20 protein-coding genes are annotated in these 25798 nt (G+C 45.0%); 7 read left to right on the top strand and 13 right to left on the bottom strand.

All coding sequences use genetic code 11. The features are described from left to right. The first annotated feature begins 68 nt into the window (after positions 1-68). On the top strand, positions 69-878 hold the full coding sequence (locus ACED25_RS15365) for a Cof-type HAD-IIB family hydrolase (protein ID WP_029225401.1): 810 nt from the start codon (positions 69-71) through the stop codon (positions 876-878). Between the two features lie 101 nt (positions 879-979). Here the strand turns inward: ACED25_RS15365 and ACED25_RS15360 are convergent, their stop codons facing one another. The 11 genes from ACED25_RS15360 to ACED25_RS15310 form a co-directional block, all read right to left on the bottom strand. After that, the gene (locus ACED25_RS15360) at positions 980-2392 is read right to left on the bottom strand and encodes an NUDIX domain-containing protein (RefSeq protein WP_017100230.1); all 1413 of its coding nucleotides are present in this window, start codon (positions 2390-2392) and stop codon (positions 980-982) included. A 72-nt stretch (positions 2393-2464) separates the two neighbouring features. Continuing rightward, positions 2465-2944 carry a GNAT family N-acetyltransferase gene (locus ACED25_RS15355; protein ID WP_017100229.1) on the bottom strand — a complete coding sequence of 160 codons (480 nt, stop codon included), beginning with the start codon at positions 2942-2944 and terminating at the stop codon, positions 2465-2467. A gap of 221 nt (positions 2945-3165) precedes the next feature. Then, the gene (locus tag ACED25_RS15350; RefSeq protein WP_004733606.1) at positions 3166-3567 is read right to left on the bottom strand and encodes a glycine zipper domain-containing protein; all 402 of its coding nucleotides are present in this window, start codon (positions 3565-3567) and stop codon (positions 3166-3168) included. Between the two features lie 238 nt (positions 3568-3805). Then, a complete protein-coding gene (locus ACED25_RS15345; protein WP_017100228.1) occupies positions 3806-4252 on the bottom strand; it encodes a hypothetical protein in 447 nt (148 codons plus the stop codon). A 147-nt stretch (positions 4253-4399) separates the two neighbouring features. Next, on the bottom strand, positions 4400-6304 hold the full coding sequence (locus ACED25_RS15340; protein ID WP_017100227.1) for a propionyl-CoA synthetase: 1905 nt from the start codon (positions 6302-6304) through the stop codon (positions 4400-4402). A 118-nt stretch (positions 6305-6422) separates the two neighbouring features. Further along, entirely contained in the window at positions 6423-7595 is a 1173-nt protein-coding gene (gene prpF, locus ACED25_RS15335) for a 2-methylaconitate cis-trans isomerase PrpF (protein WP_017100226.1), read from the bottom strand. A 9-nt stretch (positions 7596-7604) separates the two neighbouring features. After that, positions 7605-10241 carry a Fe/S-dependent 2-methylisocitrate dehydratase AcnD gene (acnD, locus tag ACED25_RS15330; protein ID WP_017100225.1) on the bottom strand — a complete coding sequence of 879 codons (2637 nt, stop codon included), beginning with the start codon at positions 10239-10241 and terminating at the stop codon, positions 7605-7607. A gap of 101 nt (positions 10242-10342) precedes the next feature. After that, a complete protein-coding gene (gene prpC, locus ACED25_RS15325; protein WP_017100224.1) occupies positions 10343-11557 on the bottom strand; it encodes a 2-methylcitrate synthase in 1215 nt (404 codons plus the stop codon). A gap of 146 nt (positions 11558-11703) precedes the next feature. Next, entirely contained in the window at positions 11704-12600 is an 897-nt protein-coding gene (prpB, locus tag ACED25_RS15320; protein ID WP_017100223.1) for a methylisocitrate lyase, read from the bottom strand. Positions 12601-12696: 96 nt separating this feature from the next. Beyond that, positions 12697-13416: a GntR family transcriptional regulator gene (locus tag ACED25_RS15315; protein WP_017071741.1), complete on the bottom strand. Its 720-nt coding sequence runs from the start codon at positions 13414-13416 to the stop codon at positions 12697-12699. Between the two features lie 391 nt (positions 13417-13807). Continuing rightward, the gene (locus ACED25_RS15310) at positions 13808-16981 is read right to left on the bottom strand and encodes an HD domain-containing phosphohydrolase (RefSeq protein ID WP_371695596.1); all 3174 of its coding nucleotides are present in this window, start codon (positions 16979-16981) and stop codon (positions 13808-13810) included. 454 nt (positions 16982-17435) lie between these two features. Here ACED25_RS15310 and ACED25_RS15305 point away from each other — a divergent pair, with 454 nt between their 5' ends. From ACED25_RS15305 to ACED25_RS15285, 5 genes are all read left to right on the top strand, one after another. After that, on the top strand, positions 17436-18407 hold the full coding sequence (locus tag ACED25_RS15305; RefSeq protein ID WP_009846588.1) for a tripartite tricarboxylate transporter substrate binding protein: 972 nt from the start codon (positions 17436-17438) through the stop codon (positions 18405-18407). A gap of 247 nt (positions 18408-18654) precedes the next feature. After that, complete coding sequence (locus ACED25_RS15300; RefSeq protein ID WP_009846587.1) at positions 18655-19155, top strand: tripartite tricarboxylate transporter TctB family protein; 501 nt, start codon at positions 18655-18657, stop codon at positions 19153-19155. A gap of 10 nt (positions 19156-19165) precedes the next feature. Beyond that, a complete protein-coding gene (locus ACED25_RS15295) occupies positions 19166-20686 on the top strand; it encodes a tripartite tricarboxylate transporter permease (protein ID WP_009846586.1) in 1521 nt (506 codons plus the stop codon). Between the two features lie 195 nt (positions 20687-20881). Continuing rightward, complete coding sequence (locus tag ACED25_RS15290) at positions 20882-21640, top strand: sulfite exporter TauE/SafE family protein (protein ID WP_371695595.1); 759 nt, start codon at positions 20882-20884, stop codon at positions 21638-21640. 227 nt (positions 21641-21867) lie between these two features. After that, positions 21868-22059, top strand: a complete 192-nt coding sequence (locus ACED25_RS15285; protein WP_017099079.1) for a hypothetical protein — start codon at positions 21868-21870, stop codon at positions 22057-22059. A 155-nt stretch (positions 22060-22214) separates the two neighbouring features. Here ACED25_RS15285 and ACED25_RS15280 read toward each other — a convergent pair whose 3' ends face one another. Continuing rightward, on the bottom strand, positions 22215-22628 hold the full coding sequence (locus tag ACED25_RS15280; RefSeq protein ID WP_012603790.1) for a VF530 family DNA-binding protein: 414 nt from the start codon (positions 22626-22628) through the stop codon (positions 22215-22217). 423 nt (positions 22629-23051) lie between these two features. On the opposite strand from ACED25_RS15280, the gene ACED25_RS15275 reads away from it, so the two are divergent. Beyond that, positions 23052-24212 (top strand): HD-GYP domain-containing protein, encoded by a 1161-nt coding sequence (locus ACED25_RS15275; RefSeq protein WP_371695594.1) that lies wholly within the window; start codon positions 23052-23054, stop codon positions 24210-24212. A 129-nt stretch (positions 24213-24341) separates the two neighbouring features. Here ACED25_RS15275 and gnd read toward each other — a convergent pair whose 3' ends face one another. Next, a complete protein-coding gene (gnd, locus tag ACED25_RS15270) occupies positions 24342-25790 on the bottom strand; it encodes a decarboxylating NADP(+)-dependent phosphogluconate dehydrogenase (RefSeq protein WP_004733587.1) in 1449 nt (482 codons plus the stop codon). Positions 25791-25798: the final 8 nt, after the last annotated feature.

Below are 25798 nucleotides of genomic sequence, written 5' to 3'. Positions count from 1 at the left end.
CTTTCAAGTTCCCTTATCCTTTCGCCCATTAGATTTTGTTAGCTTTTAATTTTTTGGTAAGGAACAACATGTACAAACTGATTGCTCTTGATATGGATGGCACACTACTTAACAGTGAAAAAGTGATTTCTCAAGAGAACAAAGACGCGATAGCTAAAGCTCGCGCTGCAGGTGTGAAAGTGGTTCTGGCTTCTGGTCGTCCTTTAGAAGGCATGCAGAGTAAGTTAGACGAGCTTTCAATCAACGGCGAAGATGACTTTGTGCTCTTCTACAACGGCTCTATGGTTCAAAACGTCTCTACAAAAGAACTCATTCACAGTGAGATCAGCAATGGTAAAGCCGCGAAAGAGATCGCAGCCCTCGCCGTACAGCTTGGTGGTTATGTTCATGCATTCAGCAAGATTCATGGCTTAATCACGCCTGAAAACAATGAGTACACAGCTATTGAAGCGCGTATTAATGGCTTAGAGATTACCGAGTTCGACTTTTCTCAACTAGAAGACGACCACGAAATCATTAAAACTATGATTGTCACAGAACCAAGCAAGCTGACTGAAATCATCGGCAAGTTGCCACAAGAGCTTAAGGCTCAATTTACTATCGTGCAAAGTGCACCATTCTTCTTAGAGTTCCTAAACCCAAATTCAAACAAGGGTGTCGGTATTGAGGCGATAGCTAAGCACTTGGGTATTACAGCAGAAGAAGTAATCTGCATGGGTGACGCTGAAAACGATCATCATATGCTTGAATACGCTGGCCTTGGCATTGCAATGGAAAACGCAATGGAAGAAACCAAGAAACTGGCGGATCACATCACAGCGAGCAACGACGACCATGGTGTAGCGGTCGCGATTGAGAAGTTTATCTTCAACTCGTAAACGCTGAACAGGTTCTAATGAGAATTACTTTTTGCTTGTTGCAGAAATGACAAAGGCTGTGCACTGCACAGCCTTTTTTGATTTTATATTAGTCGGTTCGCCTACTCTCTTTTCCATGGCAGACGAAACGCCACTACACCAAATAGAATCAAGATTGGGAAACGTAAGGTCTCAACGATAAATGAAGCGATGCCACTGAATGAGACGAAACTTCCTGCCCAGCTAATCAGCAGATTCCCCGCTAACAACATCGCCATCACTCCAAATACAATCTTGAATGAGAACTGGCCGACCAAAGGCTTCGAATCCGTTAACGTTACTAAGCATGCAATCGTCATCAAAATTGCTACCCAGAAAGAGAATGTTGGCAGTGGCCATATAACCGTGAGAACAATCGACAGTAAGCACAATGCCCACCAGACACCTTTAGAGCTTAATAAGGCACTAATATCAACATCAGGTTTCGCATCTAATCTCACGATGTGCCAAGTCGTTAACGCGCCCAATACGCCTCCCATTAAGACATCACTAAAGAACGCACTGCCTGAATAAGACGTAAATAGCATAATCCACAGTAGACCCGCGAGCACTATCAAAATCGATTTTTGCTCCAAGAGGCGCTTTAGTTTCCAAAAGACTAACAAGGTTAAACTCACCCACAAGCCAGCCAATAAACTTGGAAAGCTATAGCCACTGCTCATCACTAGCTTCAATGTTGGCAAGTAAGCATGCGGACGTGGAAAACCAAACCCTTGATGGGCGATTAAAGTGAGCAATGTCACCGAGATCAAAGTGAAGGCAAACTTCAACGCGAAGTTACGGCCAAAATGCCAAGCAATTAGCGGCAATATCACGATGAAAATCCATGGCTTCGCTAACGAGTCAGTTAAAAGCACAGTATTCGCAAACACGCTTGGCATATTATCGAACGCGTTTTGAAGCGACACAATCCAATTTAATTCAACTTGATGGACTTTCGATGCCGCGCCCACCAGCTCAGTCACATACGTCACAGGTTGATCTGTCGCGGATAGAAAGAATTCGTTAATCTCAGACCATTGCTCTGGGTAACGGTATTCATTGGCTTGCAACTCCGTAGGTGGCAATAACATCGCTCTACTAACTTCCACACCATAATGAGGAGCAAACCAGATTGGTAGCTCAAAGCCACCTAACTCATTTCGAGCTTTGTAACTGATCACTTCAGAGTCAGAGACACAATCATACACAACGGCACTGTCGGTATATCCCAACACATCACCGACCGTCACGGACAAGCCCGCCTCTTCCCAAGTTTCTCGTTGCGCCGCGACCGATGGCGACTCACCAGAAACCACAGTGCCTCCCGGTAGAGACAATTGCCCCGTGATCAATTCATCAACCAATACGATTTGGTTATCAGCACGTACTACACACAAAGCGCCCGCGATATGATCGGGCAAAGTGTTGCTTGCCCAAGCGGAAGTAGTACTCAAAAGAGATAATATGAAAACTAATAAATATCGAATAGCCAACGAGTTTACCTAAAAATAAGAGAAAAAGTTAAAGACTGCTCTAGTGTAATCAAACACGCACAAAATCGCTGTCTACGTTTTGTGCAAAGCCTTCCTCATCCATTGAATGTGAGGAGTGAACCCCATTTTTTGATAGAAGTCCTTGGCGGGTGAATTAAAGTCCCAAACCTCTACAAAGACTTGTTCAACCCCATAATCATCAAAAGTCGCTTCAACTTTGCTAAACAACTTTTCAGCAATCGATTCTTTACGATAATCAGGCAAGACAAACAGTTCATCGACACTCCCCATCGGCACCGGTTTACTCACCGTTGAGATAAGCTCACAAAAATGTCCGGAGATAAAGCCAACAATGAGCTCACCTTTTAATGCCACATAAACCAAGCATTCAGGATCATCCAAGTAACGTGCAATGCTTTTTTCCTGCTCAATCTCTTCTGCCGTTTTAAAGTGCTCTGGGCTAGCAAGGTGGTGGTGATGGTGGAGGTCGAACATCAACTCGTTAAGTTGTTCCAAATCCGTGTGCTTTGCAGCCCTTAAGGTGACATTCATGACTATTGCGCTTCTCAAACCAAATTAATATTTAAACTGAGTCTAGTTTACTTGCCGTGAGTATCTATACAAGTTATTGAATTAATTCATTGTTTGAAGTGTGTATTTTAGATACAAAAACGGCCACATTACGTGGCCATTCTGTTTGAATAATTTTGAATTAAACGAATATCGAAGCTGTGGCTTTTGCCGTGGCTCTGGCTTTTGCTGTAGCTTCAGCTTTATGCACCGTTGTCCTCTTTCTCTTCTTTGAGATCAGCAAGCTGTTGTTCTAGTTCAATAAGCTTAATTTCAGCCTCTACTTCAGCAACTCGCTTTTCTGCATCAGTGCGATTGTCTTGCGCCAGACCATCAGCAGTGACTTGGGTTCGTTGTGCGTTTCTTGCATCATCCGTATCTTTCATTGAACCAGCAACACCACCGGTCACACCACCCAATGCAGCACCCTTCGCGGCTAAGCTCGCATCTCCAGTTAGAGCGCCTGCTGTCGCTCCTAATAAAGCACCACCCACAGCACCACGATTACGTGCAGCATTCTCATTTTCGTTATCCATTGCTGGTGATGCGCAACCAGAAAGAGTCACAATCAGTGTCGCTAAAAGAAAAGGTTTAGTGAATTTCATAGGAGTCTCGCTTAGTTCTTCGTTTGGAATAGAGCCATCTTAAGCAGAACCGTTAATGAGATAAATAAAGCCACGTTTAGACGATACATCATGTTCAGTTATGTATCATTCAACCATCGCATAAGTGCTTATTGATATATATCTTTGAGCTCGCCTTAGCCTGACAAACAAAAAAGGCGACCAATTAGGTCGCCTCAATCGCTCTTTCTCTATAATTATTCTCTTTCAGATGTCACTCTTAGCCTTTGGACCAAAAGTTTTGCATATTTTCTGCACTAGGTGGTGGCCTAACACCGCAATCTCGATAATGATTTTTATCGCCGATCCCCAGTATCTTGCCATTTTCGTCATCAATCATAGCGGCAACTTTAACACCGTCTCCCACATGACGAGTTAGCACTACAATTTCACCGGCTCTTTCAGATCTTACTGCGCCTAAAATTTGATATTCATAGCGGCCTTTCCTTGAATTAACGACCATCTTCGAGTTAATCGGGTCGGCTTCATATCCCACACCAATATCAAAAACCGCTTGATAGAGATCGACGCCAGTCTTAGACACACATTTAAATACCTTGGGATGACTCAAAGGTTCTAACAACGCTCTACTCGCTTCATCCTTTGAAATACTGGCACTAGCAGCACCACTGACCAATAAAGCAATCAACAAAAAGTAAGCTCGCATAAAAAGACCTCAATATGTGGGATTCATAATGAGGTCATAGTAAACGTAATGGATAAGCGGATGAATAAAGTAGAGTTTAGGTAAACCATCACGTTGGCTTATGTATAAGTCAACAAGCCGAAGGTGAGATTACCTAAACTGCGACGTCTATTTACCGATCTTTTCAGCAATTTCAGTTAAGCTGGTAGGGTCGTCAATCGTCGAAGGCACCACATATTGTTCACCTTCTGCGATCTGTCGGATAGTTCTGCGTAAGATCTTACCTGAACGTGTCTTGGGTAGTCTCTCAACAACCAAGGCTTGCTTAAAACAGGCTACCGCGCCAATCTCATTGCGAACCTTGCCAACCAACTCCGCTTGTAACTCAATGCCATCGACTTTTACGCCATCTTTTAACACAACTAGACCTAATGGAAGTTGTCCTTTTAAGTCATCGTGAATACCGACTACCGCGCATTCTGCAATGGCTGGGTGACCACCCACAATCTCTTCCATTTCTCCCGTCGACAGACGGTGTCCCGCTACGTTTATCACATCGTCGATACGGCCCATGATAAATAGATACCCATCTTCATCAAGATAGCCACCGTCCCCAGAAACATAATAGCCTGGGAACTGACTCAAATAGCCGGAATCAAACCGATCATGATTGCGCCATACCGTGGGTAAACAACCAGGCGGCAATGGTCGTTTAAGTGCCACAAACCCTTGTTGATTCGTTTGTGCGATTTCACCCAACTCATTGAGGATCTCCACTTGGTAACCGGGTACTGGCTTAGTTGAAGAACCCGCTTTTACAGGCAAAGATTCAAGCCCTGTTGGATTGGCAGAAATAGCCCAACCCGTTTCGGTTTGCCACCAGTGGTCGATAACCGGTTTATTGGTATGAGATTCGACCCAATCCAATGTTGGCGGGTCCAAGCGCTCGCCAGCCATGAAAATCGACTTGAGCGATGATAAGTCATACTTGGTGAGCAACTCGCCTTCAGGATCTTCTTTCTTGATTGCCCTAAACGCTGTTGGCGCAGAAAACAATACATCGACGTTGTACTCTTCACACACACGCCAGAATGCGCCGGGATCTGGCGTTCGTACTGGCTTGCCTTCAAACAAAATGGTCGTACAGCCATGAATCAATGGCGCATACACAATGTAGGAATGCCCCACGACCCAACCGACATCAGAAGCTGCCCAAAACACACCATCTTGCGGCATATCGTAAATAGTGCTCATCGAGTATTTCATGGCAACCGCATGACCACCATTATCGCGCACCACGCCTTTTGGCTTACCCGTCGTCCCTGATGTATACAAGATATATAGTGGGTCAGTCGCTAGAACAGGCACACATACGTGAGGCAAAGCATCCTCAACAGCTTGCTGCCAAAGTACATCACGTTCGTTGTTCAATTCGGCTAGAGACTGCTCTCTTTGGAATACCACCACTTTCTCAGGCTTCCAACGACTGTCCATGATCGCGCGATCGGCCATCGGCTTATATGGCAGGACTTTATTTATCTCGACACCACAGGAGGCAGTAATCAACACCTTGGGCTCGGCATCTTCAATTCGAACGGCAAGCTCATGAGGAGCAAAACCACCAAACACCACCGAATGCACCGCGCCTAGTCGTGCACAGGCCAACATTGCCATCGCCGCTTCAGGAATCATTGGCATGTAGATCACCACACGATCGCCTTTGGTTACGCCTTGCGTGGCTAACATACCTGCGACTTTTGCCACTTGGTCACGCAATTGATTGTAAGTGTATGAGGATTGATTTCCTGTAACTGGAGAATCGTAAATCAGCGCGGTATTGTCACCTCGTCCATTTTCACAATGATAATCCAGCGCGAGCCAGCAGGTGTTCATCACCCCATCAGGAAACCAACGCTCAATACCATTCTCATCAGTTTGTAATATCGTTTTTGGTGGTTCAAACCAATCTATCGCTTGTGCTTGCGTTTCCCAGAACGAATTGGGGTCTTCCCTCGCCCATTGATACTCGGTGATGTAATCTGTTTTTCTATTCATTCGATTCGTAGCAGACATAATGCCTCCTCCATGATTTATCCATTAGTCCAAGCGCCTTGCTTTTGGCTGTGTCACTTGGGTGCACTCTTTTCTCAGCGTTGTGTTCGTGAACATTTGACCGTTCACGACAATCGCTTTACTTAGGAAAAGGCACACGGATGGCACCTTCCATGATCACTCGGGCACTACGACTCATAATCGCCCGTTCTATTTTCCAACCGCTTTCCGTCTGAATAGCTTTAGCACCCACTTTTAAGGTTCCTGATGGATGACCAAAGGTCACAAAATCTCGGGAACCCTCACCGGCTGCCAAGTTCACTAACGTACCTGGCACACTCGCCGCTGAAGCAATGGCGACCGCAGCTGTCCCCATCATGGCGTGATGCAGTTGTCCCATAGACAAAGCACGCACCAGAAGGTCAGTATCTTCGGCAGCAACCGATTTACCACTGGAGGCTTGGTACGCTTGAGGCTTAGCAACAAACGCGACTTTAGGTGTGTGTTGGCGTGATTCAGCTTGTTCTAAAGAATCAATAAGACCCATAGCTACTGCACCATGTGCTCGGATGGACTCAAACAGAGCCAAGGCTTTGGCATCGCTATTGATATCGGATTGAAGCTCTGTGCCTTGGTAACCAACCGATCCAGCATCGACAAAAATGGTGGGTATTCCGGCATTGATGTATGTCGCTTTAATACACCCCAGATCTGGAACATCTAAAAAATCGACAACATTCCCTGTTGGGAACATAGAGCCACTCGCATCGGCTGGATCTAGAAAATCGACTTGGATCTCAGCGGCGGGGAAAGTGACACCATCGAGCTCAAAGTCACCTAACTCTTGGACTTTCCCATTGGTGATAGGTACATGAACAATAATGGTTTTCTCTATGTTCACTTGCCATACTCGCACCTCCACCACACCGTTTTCTGGAATACGATTCGAATCGACTAAGCAACTATGAATTGCAAATGGGCCCACTGCAGCAGACAAATTGCCGCAGTTACCGCTCCAATCAACGAACGGCTTGTCTATTGCTACTTGGCCGAATAGGTAATCAACATCGTGATCGGCTTTACTGCTTTTCGAAACAATAACAGTTTTACTGGTACTGGATGTTGCGCCACCCATGCCATCGGTTTGTTTACCATAAGGATCTGGACTGCCAATCACGCGCAGAAGTAATGCGTCTCGAGCTTCTCCGGCAACTTGCGCAGCTTCAGGTAAGTCACTTAGGTTGAAGAAAACGCCTTTGCTCGTCCCGCCTCGCATATAGGTCGCAGGCACTTTTATCTGTTTAGTGTTCATCACAAGCTCCTACTGGGCGAGAAAGTCTTTAGCGAAACGTTGCAATACGCCACCAGCGCTGTACACATTCACTTCGTCTGCCGTGTCTAGTCGGCAAGTCACAGGAACATCCAGCTTTTCACCGTTTTTACGAGTGATCACTAAAGCCAAATCAGAACCTGCTTCAATGTTGCCGTACACGTCGTAAAGCTCAGTACCGTCCAGTTCTAAGGTGTTGCGATTGGTTCCCGCTTTAAACTGCAAAGGCAACACACCCATTCCAACTAAGTTGGTTCTGTGGATTCGTTCAAAGCCTTCGGCAACAATCACTTCAACACCCGCTAAGCGCACACCTTTGGCAGCCCAGTCACGTGATGAACCTTGTCCATAATCGGCACCCGCCACGACGATCAAGGGTTGTTTACGATTCATGTAGGTTTCAATCGCTTCCCACATTCGCGTAACTTGACCTTCAGGTTCAACTCTTGCTAATGAACCTTGCACGACTTCTCCAGCGTCCTTCACCATTTCGTTAAACAGCTTAGGGTTAGCGAACGTTGCTCGTTGTGCGGTTAAGTGATCACCTCTATGGGTCGCGTAAGAGTTAAAATCCTCTTCCGGCACTTCCATTTTGGTGAGGTATTCCCCCGCAGCGCTCGAAGCGAGAATCGCATTTGAAGGGGATAAGTGATCTGTGGTGATGTTGTCACCTAGAATCGCTAAAGGTCTCATACCAGATAGGCTTCGTTCTCCCGCAAGAGCCCCTTCCCAATAAGGTGGTCTGCGTATATAGGTGCTTTGAGGTCGCCAGTCATAAAGCGGCTCAGTCGTCACCTGTTCCTCGTCTGGCTGGAACATTTTCACGTAGATTTGTTGGAATTGCTGAGGCTTAACGTGCTCACCGACAACAGCATCGATCTCGGCATCACTCGGCCATAAATCACTTAAGTAGATTGGCTTACCATTGTTGTCGGTGCCTAAGCTGTCTTTCTCGATATCAAAGCGAATCGTGCCAGCCAACGCGTAAGCAACCACCAACGGCGGTGAGGCTAAAAACGCTTGTTTGGCATAGGGATGGATTCGACCATCAAAGTTTCGATTCCCTGACAACACAGCAGTTGAGTACAGGTCGCGGTCGATGATCTCTTGTTGGATTTTAGGATCCAACGCCCCACTCATTCCGTTACAGGTAGTACACGCATAACCGACGATACCGAAGCCTAATTGTTCCAGCTCAGGTAGCAAACCTGCCGACTCAAGATAGAGCTTGGCAACTTTAGAGCCCGGCGCAAATGACGTTTTCACCCACGGCTTACGAACTAATCCAAGCTGATTAGCTTTCTTAGCCACCAATGCTGCGGCGACTACGTTTCTTGGGTTGCTGGTGTTGGTACAAGAAGTAATTGCCGCAATGATTACGGCACCATCGGGCATCTGATCATCGCTGTACTGCTTAGCATGCTGCTCTTTCCAAGATGCTTGACTGATGCCTTGTTCAGCCAGCTCTCTGGTTGGCAAACGACGATGGGGGTTGGATGGCCCTGCAAGATTGCGCTCTACCTTCGATAAATCAAACTCTAATACACGTTCGTATTGAGCAGAGTCTAGATCGTCAGCCCATAGCCCGGTTTGCTTAGCGTAGCGTTCAACTAATTCAACCTGCTCAGGCTCTCGACCGGTGAGCTTCAGGTATTGAATGGTCTGCTCATCGATGTAAAACATACCAGCTGTTGTACCATACTCTGGCGTCATGTTGGAGATAGTTGCGCGGTCACCAATGGTCAGTGCACGAGCCCCTTCACCGAAGAATTCCAAATAGCTTGAGACCACTCTCTCATTGCGAAGGAACTCAGTAATCGCAAGCACAATATCCGTTGCAGTTATCCCTTCTTGTCGTTGACCCGTCAGTTTAACGCCGACAATATCAGGCAATCGCATCATCGACGGACGACCGAGCATCACTGTCTCAGCTTCCAAGCCCCCCACACCAATCGCAATAACGCCCAAAGCATCAACGTGCGGTGTATGGCTATCGGTACCAACACAGGTATCAGGAAACGCGATGCCTTCTTTAGATTGAATAACTGGAGACATTTTCTCCAAGTTAATCTGGTGCATGATCCCGTTACCCGCTGGGATCACACTCACGTTTTTAAACGCCGTTTTACACCATTCAATAAAATGAAAACGGTCTTCGTTTCTGCGCTCTTCAATCGCGCGGTTTTTATCAAACGCTTGGTTATCAAAGCCTGCATGTTCCACGGCTAACGAGTGATCAACAATCAATTGGGTTTCGACCACTGGGTTTACCTTGGCAGGGTCTCCGCCTTGGTCGGCAATTGCATCTCGTAAACCAGCCAAATCTACTAGGGCTGTTTGGCCAAGAATGTCATGACACACCACGCGCGCAGGATACCAAGGAAAATCTAAGTCGCTCTTACGTTCAATGATCTGTTTTAAGCTGTCTTCAAGAGTTTCAGGATCACAGCGTCTTACTAATTGCTCTGCCAATACTCTCGACGTATAAGGCAAGGTTTTATAACTGCCTGGAGATAGTGCTTCTACCGCTTCGCAAGCATCGAAATACTCTAAATGGGTTCCGGGTAAAAGTTTCCGGTACTGATTTTTATCAGGGTACTGAGCTTGTTCAAGTTTTACATCAGACATACATCCACCATTATCTGTTAAATTCTATTCGTTGGTTCTCGAGGCCTTATCACATGAAGAGAAAAGTCACCTCGAGATATAAGTCGGCTCGATATAGAGAACTAACGTAAATGGATTGGTAGCCAGTCTTGATGCTCTGGCCCGGTGTAGTCTGCACTTGGACGAATAATTCGATTGTTTTCTCTTTGCTCGAATACGTGTGCCGTCCAACCCGTAAGGCGGCTCATCACGAAGATAGGAGTAAACAATTTGGTTGGGATGTCCATGAAGTGATAAGCCGATGCATGGAAGAAGTCAGCATTACAGAACAAGCCTTTCTCGCGCTTCATTACCGCTTCAACACGTTCTGAAACGGCGTAAAGCTGTTGATCTCCCACCTCTTGAGCTAGCTCTTTTGACCAACGCTTGATTAGAGCATTTCGTGGATCGCTCTCACGATAAATGGCATGACCGAAGCCCATGATTTTGTCTTTGTTAGCAAGCATCTGCATGATGTTCGTTTCTGCTTCATCAGCGGTTTGCCAATCTTGGATCATTTCCATCGCCGCTTCATTTGCACCGCCATGTAAAGGGCCTCGTAGTGTGCCAATCGCTGCGGTGACACAAGAGTGGATATCCGACAGTGTGGATGCACACACACGAGCGGCAAAGGTTGAAGCATTAAACTCATGTTCCGCGTAAAGGGTTAGCGAGCAGTGCATCACCTTCTTATGAAGTTCACTAGGTGTTTTATCCGTTAGCATTTTCAAGAAGTAGCCACCCAGACATGCTTCGCTTTGATCTTCAGTATCAATTCGCACGCCATCATGACTAAAGCGGTACCAATAACAAATAATGGCAGGGAAAAGCGCGAGCATTCGTTCAGTCGCAGGCAGTTGCTCGGAGAAATCGGACTCTTGCTCTAGATTACCTAACATTGAACAACCCGTTCTCATCACATCCATTGGATGAGCGTCTGCAGGGATCAGTTCTAAGGCCGCTTTCAAAGGTTGAGGCAAGCCGCGTAAACCAATCAACAATGTTTTGTAATCGTCTAACTCTTTTTCACTGGGTAAATGACCTCTCAGTAGCAGATGTGCCACTTCTTCGAACTGAGCATGATTAGCAAGGTCGGTTATGTCATAGCCACGGTAGGTCAAACCCGTTCCTGACTGGCCTACCGTACATAGCGCCGTAGTTCCCGCACTTTGGCCACGTAGACCAGCACCACCGATTGCAGGTGCGCTTACTGGTGCACTTGCTGTTTTTGCGCTTTGTTGTTGGTTTTCTGTTGAAACCTTTTCGACAGCTGCTTTATCACTCAAAGATACAGACATGGTGAACTCCTTTTCTGTGTTAGTCGCCTGCACTCTTTGGTGCTGCCTGTTTATGTGTCCGGTGATCTTTATCATCGGTACTGGATATGGCGACTAACCATTTCACGTTATTGGATTAAGTTGATTTTTGATTAATTGAAACCGGTTTACTCTTCGCTTGAAAACAACTGATCAAGCTTGTTCTCGTAGTCGTGGTAATTCAGGTGTTCGTATAGCTCTTTACGGGTTTGCATTGAATCCAATAGAGCTTCTTGATTACCTTCAACTAACAAGTGTTTGTAAACATTCTCCGCAGCTTTGTTCATCGCACGGAACGCACTCAATGGGTAAAGCACCATATCGACACTTGATTGGGCCAACTCATTACAGTTGTAGAGTGGCGTTTGGCCAAACTCAGTGATGTTCGCAAGAATAGGCACGTGCTTACCCGTTGCAGATTTCAGCGCCGCCGAGAACTTCACGTATTGATCTAGTTGATTCATCGCCTCAGGGAAAATCATGTCTGCGCCCGCTTCAACACACGCAATTGCTCGTTCAATCGCGCTATCAATACCTTCAACCGCCAATGCATCGGTACGAGCCATAATCACAAAGCTTTCGTCGGTTCTGGCATCGGTTGCCGCTTTCACTCTATCGACCATCTCTTGCTGACTAACAATTGCTTTATTTGGTCGATGACCACAGCGTTTCTGAGCCACTTGGTCTTCCATGTGAATCGCAGCTGCGCCCGCCTTCTCCATCGCGCGAATCGTGCGCGCAATATTGAACGCGCCGCCAAAACCTGTGTCGATATCCACCAGCAAAGGCAAATCACACGCATTGGTAATACGTTCAACATCGACCAATACATCGTTCAATGTCGTAATACCTAAATCAGGCAAGCCATAAGACGCATTGGCGATGCCTCCACCAGACAAATAAATGGCCTGATGACCCAAGTTCTTTGCCATCATCGCGCAATACGGATTCACAGTGCCGACGATCTGCAATGGATCGTTGTCTTGCACAGCTTGTCGGAACTTGGCTCCTGCTGATAACTTCATAATGACGCTCCTTGTTAATTGTTAATTTCTAATCTTTATGACTAATGATGTTTAGCTCTCGCCAGCGAAGAACCGCTAGCAAATACCAGTCGCCAGTTAATCAAGATCTTTGGATTGAATTTGTTGCTCTATAAGCAATCGGCTACCCGAGATGTGTCTTCGCATTAGCATTTCTGCTAGCTCTTCATCACGGTTGCGAATCGCTTGTAGGATGTATTTGTGTTCATCGAGCGCCTCTTTTGGTCGAGACTGAGCCCTAGGCGATTGATAGCGGTACATGCGTAATAGGTGATAAAGCTCATCACACAGCAGCGAAATGAGTTTGCTGTTACGACTCGCTTTGATAATGCGGTAATGGAAATCAAAATCCCCATGTTGATGAAAGTAAGAAGAACCTTCGACTTCATCGATGTGCTTTGAGTGTGTCGACAATAATCCTTCAAGCCCGATAAGCTCTTCTTGTGTGATATGTCGCGCTGCTAGGCGAGCCGCCATGCCTTCCAATGCCTCTCGCACCGCGTAAAGCTCTAGCAGTTTGTCTGCCGAAAAAGTAATAACTCGAGCGCCGACATGTGGAATACGTTCTATCAGGCCAAGTCCTTCAACACGCATTATCGCTTCACGTAATGGACCTCGGCTTACCTCAAAGCGTTTAGCCAATTCAGGTTCCGAGATCTTACTGCCCGGAGCTAATTCACCGTTAACAATCGCCTCAACGAGGTACTCAGTCAGATTTTCCGACTTGGTGTTTTCTTTGTCGCTCACACGTGTTTTCGTGTTTGCACTTAAGGTGAGGTCTTTTATCGCAGTATTCATATTCACGCTGCTCACTTCTGATTGCCGACCCTAACTGTCAACAATTTCATAACATGAACATAAAATACACGATCAAATTGTCGACAATCAAGCAGATTGTCGACAATTTAGACTAAGGTAGTATTTTTTATATACGATAAAAACTCATCCAAAAGGACACTGAAAACAACTTAAATACTTGTTATTTATTAATTTAAACAGGACAACAACAACCAGCCCGATACCTACTCTAAAGTCATTTAAAATCGATGTGTCGACAACTTATAGCCGAACTGGTCAAAAGCAGCCCCGTTTGTGCCTATCCACCAGCTCACCGATAAACAGATATAAAAAAGGCGCACTCATGTGCGCCTTTCATTCATCGAACCCGTTCTAACAAGCCAACCTTTAATCAAGCTATCTGACGAGTGACTTCGAGGTATTTGCTGATATCGACAAAATCAATCTGTTCTGGTTTGAGATACTCTTCTGCATAACGCAGGTGAGTACCGCTGGTTAAGAACAATCTAAACAGCTCGATATCTAGATGCTCGTCCAACGCCATTTTATACATGATGTCGACAGCAACACTGATTGGTTTCGCCTTCTTATAAGGCCTATCCGCAGCAGTTAACGCCTCAAAAATATCTGAGATCACCAGAATACGTTCTGGGATTGAAAGGTCATCACCTGTCAGCTTCCTTGGATAGCCTGTGCCTTTAAGGGTTTCATGGTGAGTCGACGCATAACGAGGCACACGGCTTAGCTCTTTCGGGAATGGCAGGTTTTCAAGCATCTTGATGGTACCAAGCATGTGCTCATTTATCTTAAACCTATCTTCAGCAGTTAAGGTACCACGCGCAATACTCAGGTTATAGACTTCGCCCAGATTGTATAAGTGCTCAGGCACATCCATTTTAATTTGATGTTTCGGGTCAAACTCTAACGGCCTATCTCTTTTCACTATATGCTCTGCTTTATCACTTAACAGTGGCTCTGTTGCAGGTAAACTTGCACTCGGTTCTCGGTTCAACGCCTCTATCGGTGATAAACCAAGTTGATCATCAAAGTTACGCGTCCAAGTCGTCTCAGCGATAGATCGAATACGTGCGACTTTATCTTCACTCATGAATTCACCACCAACGTTTGATGCCGCGATAAAAGCAAAGTCCTCTTGTAGTTGCTGTTTGGTTGACGCAAGTTCATCAGCTACCAGCTCAGCCGGTAGAGATCCTTCGAGTTGTTTTGTCAAAGCTGTAATTTCTGCATCACGCCAAAGCACTTCAAATCGAGTTCTCAACTCGTGAATTCGGTTGTAGTTAGCTTCTAGCTTCGTACCTTTATCGACGATGTGTTCAGGTGTCGTGATCTTGCCACAATCATGAAGCCAAGCAGCAATTCTAAATTCACGACGTTCATCGTCGTTCTCAAATCTAAAGTCTTTGAAATGCTCTGACTGGGATTTTTCAGCCGCATCAGCCAACATCAAGCCCAGTTCTGGTACGCGGTTACAGTGCCCAGCCGTATAAGCGGATTTATCATCGATAGCCTGGGCGATAAGTTTAATGAACGACTCAACAAAGGCTTCTTGGGTTAGCTCATGTTGCTTGAGTTCCATCGCCATGTCTTTTACCGCCACAGATAGCTCCCATACTTCTTTAATTCGAGTGTCAACAAGTTCGACACTGTCATAATCACGCATCTTGATCTTATGAGTCTCCTCCTCTAATTGACGAATAGGACGCACTATCGGTGCACCAAAAACCCAAGCAATAGGTAAGGTCAAACTCATCAGTAACATCGTTACGCCAACAGAGGTTACTAGACGTTTATTGACTGTACTAAAGATTTCAGTTTCGGGAATCAATACCGCAAAATACTCAGAGTAGTGTTCGCCTGTGTCTATTTTCTTTAAATAGAGATGCTTGATCTCGCCATTCAACTCTACCCTTATCATACTGCCTTCAACCGTTGCTTCCTTAGTCAAATCATAAAGTTCAGTATAAGGAACCGTCGTATTCGTATTAAAGCCGGTATCATGGAGCCACTTTTTCGCTAAGGCATCAAGTTGTTCACCACTTAATTTACTGATAGCTTTATCAATAATCGGAAGCAATTGCTTATGCTTGCTCTGCAACACCAAATGGAATTGATTTGTGTAGTTCTGTTTTAGATCTTCTAGAGTCCCATTGACAACAAGGCCTGGTTGGAAAAACCTATCTAATGCAAACGAGAGTACGGGTTCAGCGTCTAAGAATGCAAAGTTCTCTCCGCTTTCAATTGAATTAAATGCAGACTCCAGGTTTTCAAACTCAACTAAATCAATATTCGGAAAGTCTTCCCTCATTTTAGGAATAATTGACCACCCAGATAAAATGGCAACTTTTTTACCCTCAAGTTCGGCATAATTAGTAACAACCTTCGCACCAACCTTTGTCACGATAGCAAACGGCAATTCATAGATTGGAGTTGTGTATAGGCCATTTATGCCATTATCTTTATAATTTTGCACCGATTGCAGCCCATCGATGCTTCCTTCTTGAAACTTATTGACAAGCTCTCCCCAAGAAAAGCCATTCACAAATTCAAACCTGATCCCAGTCATCTCACCGATCATTTTGAGAAGGTCTATCGCATAACCGTTTGGTTTTCCCGCCACAGAAAAGTCCATCGGCCCCCAATCATTTTGATTAGAAACTAGCAGCGGAGGGGTATCGTTAACCAAGGTTTTTTGCTCAGATGATAGTATCAATATTGATACATCAAACTCCGATTCCTGATTATTAACCTTGAGGTTGGACGCAATGATATTTCCCGATTTCGAATATAAGAAAGACTCAACCTTACTATCTTCTGCTAATCCAAGCGCCGTACCTGATAATTTGTTAGCCAAAGAAGACAACACAATATCAATACCAATCACATGTTGAATTTCAGATTCTATTTTCGAATCAAACGCTAAAGAATAAGTTTGTCCGGTAATTTGTAAATGCTGAAAAAGATATGGCTGAGTTTTTTCGACCGACTGAACATTGGCAGAAACATACCAAGGCCTGGTCGTTGGAAAGTAGTTGCTCTGCTCCGTAGTTGAGCTTCTGAGCGTAAACTCTTGGTCAAAGTATTTCGTTGTCCGGACTCGCTCCTGCCCTATATTTTTAATCTCAACCACAACCCAACGATCCGTTTGTTGTGCACCTATTTTTTCTCTAACGACAGGGGCAGATTCTAGATTAATAATTTGGAAGAAATTTTCATCGGATGAGCCAATGTAAATACTATAAAAGAGAGGGTTATCTTTAATGGCTTCAGAAAGAATACTACGCGACTCTTCTTTCGATATTTTGTTACTGATTGACCGTTTCACTGAAGCAAGTAAACGCGCAGTGTTGGCTGCGTCAGAATCAATAGCGCCTATATAATCACTCAGGTCATGAGACACCATCGTCAATTTTGACAGAGTACTCTCCGTCGCCATTTTTTTACTGAAGTAATATTGCAGTGAAACCGCAACAACAGCAGTAAGAAATGTCGCGAGTAAAAACATTCCTCCAACAGTAAATCGTAACGAAATTTTTTTTAATGCCATTATTCGATCCTTGAATAACCATTAGCTCAGAAATGTAACGTGCCAGCAATATTTATATTATTACAGTAGCATACCCCACCTAGCAACACATTATTCTATATATACAAGAGCGTCTCCCTATCCCTCTCTCTGTGTCACAATAAAGTACCTACTTTAATGATACCCAACAGTATAAAACGGCTAATAGTCAAAACAAATTGTTCACACAACCTTAAGAAAAAATGAGAATAATTATTTCTTGAAGAATCCTAGAGCCACGTCCCCGTGAACTTTATGCACTTTATTCACCCAATGTTCTTTATCCTCAATATCGCCGCATTGAAGACAATTCTTTAACACACCGTTAACTTTAACGTCATCTGCTAAGCAATACCCTACTCGTGTGTTTAGCAGCTGGATATAAAACATAAGTTTCTCTCCATTGAAGAGATCCCCTACATAAGGAACGTGAACCATGTTCAAGGCACTGAAACCTACTCTTGCGGCTTCTATCATCGCAGCAACCTTTTCTTTTAACACTTTTGCTGCTGACGTAGAAAAAATCCACTTCCTAATCCCTGGCGGCGCTGGTGGCGGTTGGGATATGACGGCTCGTGGTACGGGTGATGTATTAGTTAAATCCGACATCGTAGAAAATGTCTCTTTCCAAAACTTGTCTGGTGGTGGTGGCGGTAAAGCCATTGCACACCTAATCGAGACGGCTCAACGTCAAGAAGACACGCTAATGGTGAACTCAACGCCTATCGTTGTGCGCTCGCTGACCGGTATCTTCCCACAATCTTTCCGCGACCTAACTCCTGTAGCAGCAACTATTGCCGACTATGGCGCAATCGTTGCGTCTGCGGATTCGAAGTACAACACTTGGGAAGATGTAGTAAAAGAATTCGAAAGCAACCCACGTAAAGTGAAAATTGCAGGCGGCTCGGCTCGAGGCAGCATGGATCACCTTGTTGTGGCGGCAGCGTTCAAAGGCGAAGGTTTTGATGCGAAGAAAGTGCGATACATTGCTTACGATGCAGGTGGTAAAGCAATGGCAGCTCTATTATCTGGCGAAACACAACTGCTTTCGACAGGCCTTGGTGAAGTGCTAGAAATGTCTAAATCAGGCCAAGTAAAAGTATTGGCGGTAACGGCACCAAAACGTCTTGATGCGGCACCAAACATCCCAACACTAACTGAGTACGGCAACGAAACAGTATTTGCTAACTGGCGTGGCTTCTTCGCGGCACCTGGCACTAGCCAAGCGAAAATCGACGAGTGGAATGTAGCGCTAGGCAAAATGTACAAGACCGATGAATGGCAAGTGGTTCGTGACCGTAACGGTTGGATTGACAACTACAAAGCTGACAAAGATTTTTACGCCTTCCTAGAAGACCAAGAAAAACAGATGGGCGACCTAATGCGTGAGCTTGGTTTCTTGAAATAACCAACAACCATAGAGGGTCTATGTGCCCTCTTACTCTTTCCTTGTTTCGCCGTACATGAGTTAACTTCAAACTCCTTTGTTTATTCGTAGACGTATTACTAACGCTTGCCGATTCGTTGTAAACGCAAGTGGCTGATAAACCAGTACCGTAATTCGCTTACCTTTGGTTAGTGATCCCAGACATTCTTCATTAACTCGCTCATGTACGGCTTTTTTACTATTTATACCACCCCAAATGGAGTTGGATATGTCGGACTTACCAACCAAATTTCTGAGTAAGGAATCTTTGCTTTCAAAGGATCGCATCGGAGCCATGATCTTTATGCTGGCGTGCTTGTGCTATGGCTACCAAACCACGCTAATTCCTTTGTTCCCCGGTGACGAGTACGAACCCTTCACAGCAAGAACTTTACCTACCCTATTAACGTTTATCGGCATCGGCCTGTCGTTGATCCTACTAGTTACAGGACAACCGGACCAGAAGGTTTCATGCGACACCACGCCGTTGAACTGGAAGCTGCTCATTGGCTTTTTAGTGTTGATGGCTTTGTACGGTGTTGGACTGACTTATCTTGGCTTTGTTTTAGCAACTAGCTTCTTCTTGCTTGCTGGCTTTTACCTATTGGGTGAGCGCCGTAAATCTATTTTATTTGGCGCGTCATTTCCTTTCGTTATCGCGTTCTTTTTATTATTAACTCAAGGCTTAGATATCTACCTAGAGCCTGGCTTAATCTTCACTCTTTGGTAGGGATAACATTATGTTAGACGGAATTTTACAAGGACTTTCTACCGCTGTGATGCCAATGAACATCATGATGGTAATTGTGGGCTGCTTCGTGGGTACCTTCATTGGTATGCTCCCGGGGCTAGGTCCAATTTCAGCAATCGCGTTGATGATCCCGATTACATACGGCCTAGACCCTTCTTCTGGCTTAATCTTAATGGCAGGTGTGTACTACGGCGCTGTATTTGGTGGCTCAACGTCATCAATCTTAATCAATGCTCCAGGTTGTTCTTCAACGGTAGTAACCGCATTCGACGGCTACCCAATGGCACAAAAAGGCCAAGCAGGTAAAGCGTTGGCACTAGCAGCCTACTCTTCTTTCACTGGCGGTACGCTGTCAGCAATCATGCTTTTGATTGCAGCACCGGCTCTAGCAAGTGTCTCATTGAGCTTCCAGTCGTCAGACTACTTCGCATTGATGTTGTTAGGTCTATCGGCTGTAGCAGCGTTTGCAGGCCCAGGTCAGGTAATAAAGGCATGGATGATGACCATTCTTGGTTTGATGCTGTCTACTGTTGGTATCGACAAAGGCGTTGGTGTTGAGCGTTTCACGTTTGGCCTAACAGACCTAATGGATGGCTTTAGTTTCCTACTTCTTGCTATGGCAACCTTCGCTTTAGGTGAGACTTTAATGGGTATTTTGAAACCTGAGAAAGACACCAGCGGCGAAGAAAGCCAAAAGATGGCCGATATTGGCAGCATGAAAGTGACTAAAGAAGAGTTCAAAGAAGTCGCGCCCGTTTCGATTCGTTCTTCAATTCTTGGCTTCTTCACTGGCGTGCTTCCGGGTGCTGGCGCGACGATCGCAGCTTTCTTAAGCTACGGCATGGAACGCAGCCTAGCGCCAAAAGACAAGCAGAAAGAGTTTGGTAAAGGCAGTATTCGTGGTCTTGTGGCTCCTGAATCAGCAAACAATGCAGCTTCAAGCGGTTCATTTGTTCCGCTACTAACACTCGGTATTCCGGGTTCTGGTACTACTGCAATTATGCTTGGTGCGTTGATTGCTTACGGTATTCAGCCAGGCCCTCGCTTGTTCGTTGAGCATCCAGATGTATTTTGGTCGGTGATTATCTCGATGTACTTTGGCAACATCGTGCTGGTTATCTTAAACCTACCGCTGATCCCATATATCTCTAAACTGCTAGCGGTACCAAGAACGGTACTACTGCCAATGATTATCTTCTTCTCAATCACAGGTGTGTACTTGGTGTCTTTCAACACGATGGATGTGTTTGTGATGCTAATTGTGGCAATGGCGGCGATAGCGTTAAGGCTGGCCAACTTCCCGCTCGCACCGTTACTGCTTGGCTTCATATTAGGTGGTTTGATGGAAGAGAACTTGAGACGCGCACTGATGATCAGTGATGGTGAACTCAGCTTCCTTTGGGAACGCCCTATCACCATGACCTTCACTATTTTAGCGGTATTGGTTCTATCTAGTCCTATTCTGGTTAAGCTGTTCAAGAGCTTTAGAGCAAAGCCTGTTGAAGTATAAACTTGGCTTAGCCTAGAAAACAAAACGAAATAAAGGGAGCCTCAGGCTCCTTTTTTCGTATCAGTCATTTCAAAAAACCACAGCTCTAAGATGGTAGCAAACTCACAATCCGACTCCTGAAAAACACATATCCCTGATATTAATAACAAAATCAAGTAAGGTGATTCATCATTTAACGCATTGGATTCTAAAACTATGGATTGGTTGATTCTATTCTTGTCAGGTGTGATTGGTGGCGTGTTGAATTCCATCGCAGGAGGAGGCAGCTTCATCACCTTCCCCGCTTTGTTATTCGCAGGCGTCCCTCCGATTGCGGCCAACGCGACCAATACCTTTGCTTCATGCGCTGGTTACATCAGTGGTGCTTACGCACTGCGCCATGAAATCCAATCTGGCACCAAACAACTCAAACTCGTTGTCGGGCTATGTATAATTGGCGGCGGCATTGGTGCATTTTTACTACTACACACGCCAGAAGCGCTATTTACCCAATCCGTCCCTTGGTTATTACTGTTCGCCGCTCTACTTTTTACCTTTGGTGGCACACTCAATAAATGGCTAAAGAAAGTAACCGCTAAACATAAGCACGCCACCAGCGCAGGCGCGTTCTTTTCAGCCTTATTACTTTTGATCGTGTGTGTTTATGGTGGTTATTTTAATGCAGGCTTAGGCATTGTGACATTGAGCTACTTGGCACTGGCAGGGTATACCAATATCAACGTGATGAATGGCATCAAATTGTTGGTATCGGCATGCGCATCACTCGCGGCAATCGTGTTCTTTGTTGTGAATGGTTCGATTGATTGGCCGTCTGGCATGGCAGTATTATTTGGTACATTGGTTGGTGGTTACTATTCAGCAAAAGTTTCTCGCCGTATCCCACAACAATATGTTCGCACCACAGTGATCATCGCGAGCTTTTTGATTACCGCTTACTTCTTCTATGCTAATTAGACGTTCGGTTTAATAAGGCTTGCAACTGGAAAGATAAAGCAAAAAAGACTCCACCCTTCTCATACCGATTTCGCTATTTTATTGCTTATAAAATAGCCAAGACAAAATGTGTGAGGCGAGTCCTTCAATTAGAAAATTTGATAACAATTTAGACTGTTTTTTAGCCTTTATTTTGCCAAAGGTGGGATAATTCTCCTGTCGAAAGTGAGACTTCATTAGGAGGCGTTATGAACATTAAACTCGGTCATGTCATGTCATCAAGTCGACTCATTTGCTTTGTCGCTTTTCTTGCTGCCACATTCGCGTGGATCTTAAAAATGCCCGCTCTATTTTCTGTGTCAGCGCTATTCTTACTGATCAGCGCCATTATTTATGTCGTTGACCTTTGGAAGAATCAAAGAAAGAACCGCGAAGCTTAAGACGAACGACTAAAGCGACACGCACTAAAAAAAGAGCACTTAGGCTCCTTTTGTATTTTGCAGTCAAGGCTTCGTCTATCTGACGATGTTCGACTTACGCCTTTACATAGCAACGTTAAAACTAACGACGTCCTTTTACTAGCGACGCATTTCTATTAACGACGAAAGTTACGACCGTTGCCGCCACGACGCTCTTTAAATGCTGACGCTGCTTTAGCTTGTGATGCTAGAATCGATTCAACCGTTAATTCCATTGGCTCACGAGGTTCTAACCCGTGACGGAATGTACGTGAACGCGGAGGCATCTGGTATTCGATATCAGAAGCTTTAGGCATGCGCTTGAAACGGTAAAGGTAGAAATTCTCTACTTTCTCACGAGCCCACTCTGTTTTCTTCAAGTATTTAACGGCACTTGCTACTGTCGGCTTAGTGTTAAAGCAGTTCATGCGCATTGCTGCATCCAAAATTTCCCAACCGTAATGATCCACTAATTCGTTGATCATAGTTTCAAGCTTTAAGCCATGCAGTGGGTTGTTTTGTTGCAGTTCGATTCTTTCTTCTTCAGTCATAACATTACCTTTCCCAAGGCAACTAAAGGCCTTGAATTTACTCTAGAACACCGTCATCACTGACCGCTTCTAGCTCAATCATTTGGGCATATCATCCATTGCCCTTATCTATGCCTTTATGATGGCATAAAGCATGCTCGTTATCCTATTTATCTTTCAATTTAATTTTAATATGGTCACTTACCATCCTGATGTTGCGTGTAATACAGCCGCCCCTACTAAAAAGGGTCTGTCTTAAAGATCCACCAAACTAGCTCAAGTTAACAAAAACCATGATAGAAGAATGAAGTATCCCTACTTTACCAATGGAATTTAAACTTATTAGAACGCAGTGTTGATAATTAACAGCGAGGTGCTATGTTAGAAGTGGTATAGAAACCTACTAATAATGATATTAAACAATGATATAACTATAAATAAAGGTTGGCTTTGACCATGTTTGACTACTCCCAAATCAGCAGAGTAGCCGCCCAAGATAAAGACATTATCGCCATCGTTGATGATCTCTTTCGGCTAGCTCGCGAACATTACCCCATTCTGTCTAGGCTTTCGGTCGTGCTATGCAATGAAAATAGAGCATCGAACTATTTTGTTTCGGATACTCTGTGCCAAGAAGCCGAGCATCGCTACATCGAACAAGAACTTAAGCCAGAATCAGCGTTATCTAGAATGGCTGAGTCTTTAGATACTCGAATCATCCACGACCTCACCACCATTAGCCCAACCAAACAAATATCTCACCTGCTCGATATCGGTCATCAAAGCAGTTACACAACACCTATTCATCACCAAGAAAGTAATCTTGGGTTTGTGTTTATCAATGCTTCATCAGCGGGGTTCTTTGCTAACCAAACCATCCAGTGTGATATCGCTTATCTCACTCAAGTGATCTCTAGCCTTTTCGTTCAATGGTTTGAGCGCCAACGTCACTTTCAATCCTCTTTAGCGATTGCTTTAAACATGGGTCATGCTCGAGATCCAGAAACCAAAGAGCACCTCATTCGCATGGGTAAATACAGTGAACACATTGCTCGTACTCTGTCGCACAGCAAGGAAGAAATTACACACCAATTCATTCATCGAATTCGGTTGTATGCGCCCTTCCACGACATAGGTAAATATCGAATTCCAGATAAGGTGTTATTCAGTAGCGCGCGTTTCAATGACGAAGAAAGAAACATCATGAACAATCACACCTTGTATGGCGAAGAGATGATTGATGACGTGGTTGCCCTATCCCACCACAGCTCGATGTGCAGTGAAGAGATTCAATTCATTAAGAATATTGTGCGCCACCATCATGAACGGTTTGATGGCTCTGGGTTGCCTGATGCTTTGAGTAACACAGTGATACCACTAGAGGCTCGAATAGTGACATTAGCCGATGTATTCGATGCGCTGATGAGCAAAAGAGCTTATAAGCACGCGTGGACACTCGATGAAGTCATGGATTACATTGAGGCTCACTCGGGTTCGATGTTCGACCCTGAGTGTGTTGTGGCTCTTAAACAGAACCTAGATGGCTTTATGGCAATTAGGGAACAATACAATGATGATGTTCGACCGCACGTCATGACAGTTTGAACTGTAACGCCTTGGTTGTGTAGACCAAAGAAAACGCGAACCAACAAAAAAGGATGCCAATTGGCATCCTTTTGTTTTCTAGTTTCAGCTGAAAGAACAAACGTGTTCTTTACTGATTCTAACTAATGATTATACGTCGTAAGTTGTAGAAGCAGTGTCGCCGCCTGTACCAGTCCAGTTTGTGTGGAAGAATTCACCACGTGGACGGTCAGTACGCTCATAAGTGTGAGCACCGAAGTAGTCACGTTGAGCTTGTAGAAGGTTCGCTGGAAGACGAGCTGTAGTGTAGCCGTCTAGGAACGTTAGTGCAGAAGTCATACATGGCATTGGGATGCCTGATTCCATAGACTTAGCTGCAACTTTACGCCAAGCGCCCATGCAGTTGTCTAGGATGCCTTTGAAGTATGCATCTGAACCTAGGAAAGCGATCTCTGGGTTCGCTTCGTAAGCATCACGAATGTTGCCTAGGAATGCAGAACGGATGATACAACCGCCACGCCACATAAGAGCAACGTTACCATAGTTTAGATCCCAGCCGTTTTCGTTCGACGCTTCACGCATTAGCATGAAACCTTGAGCGTAAGAGATGATCTTAGAAGCAAGTAGAGCCTGACGGATTGCATCAACCCACTCTTGCTTGTCGCCTTCAACTGGAGCAACAGTCTTGCCGAACAGTTTTTCAGCTTCAACACGTTGGTCTTTAAGCGCAGATAGGCAACGAGAGAATACAGACTCAGTGATTAGAGTCAGTGGGATACCCATGTCTAGTGCATTAATACCTGTCCATTTGCCCGTACCTTTTTGGCCAGCAGTGTCTAGGATCTTCTCAACTAGCGCTTCACCGTCTTCATCTTTGTAACCAAGGATATCAGCAGTGATTTCAACTAGGTAGCTGTCTAGCTCAGTTTTGTTCCAGTCAGCAAATACAGCCTGCATTTCGTCGTGGTTCATACCTAGGCCATCTTTCATGAACTGGTATGCTTCAGTGATAAGCTGCATGTCACCGTATTCGATGCCATTGTGAACCATCTTAACGAAGTGACCAGCACCGTCGTTACCAACCCAATCACAACAAGGCTCACCCGCGTCAGTTTTCGCAGAGATACCTTGGAAGATAGGCTTAACCGCTTCCCAAGCTTCAGGAGACCCGCCTGGCATGATAGAAGGACCGAAACGAGCGCCTTCTTCACCACCAGAAACACCCGTACCGATGAAGTGGATGCCTTTCTCGCGAAGAGCGGCAACACGACGGTTAGTGTCTGGGAAGTTAGTGTTACCACCATCAATGATGATGTCGCCTTTGTCTAGAAGTGGTACAAGCTTGTCGATGAACGTATCTACAACATCACCAGCACGAACCATAAGCATCACTTTACGTGGCGCTTCTAGCTTCTCAACTAGCTCTTCTAGAGAGTAAGCACCAACAATGTTAGTACCTTTAGCTGGGCCTTCTAGGAACTCGTCTACTTTCGCAGCAGTACGGTTGTGAGCCACAACTTTGAAGCCGTGGTCGTTCATGTTTAGGATAAGGTTCTGACCCATTACTGCTAGGCCAATTACACCGATATCACCTTTCATTATTTTAT

The organism is Vibrio sp. 1F263, from assembly GCF_041439035.1.
In the GTDB taxonomy this organism is placed as follows: Bacteria; Pseudomonadota; Gammaproteobacteria; order Enterobacterales; family Vibrionaceae; genus Vibrio; species Vibrio tasmaniensis_A.
This window is presented reverse-complemented; position numbering and strand designations above follow the sequence as displayed.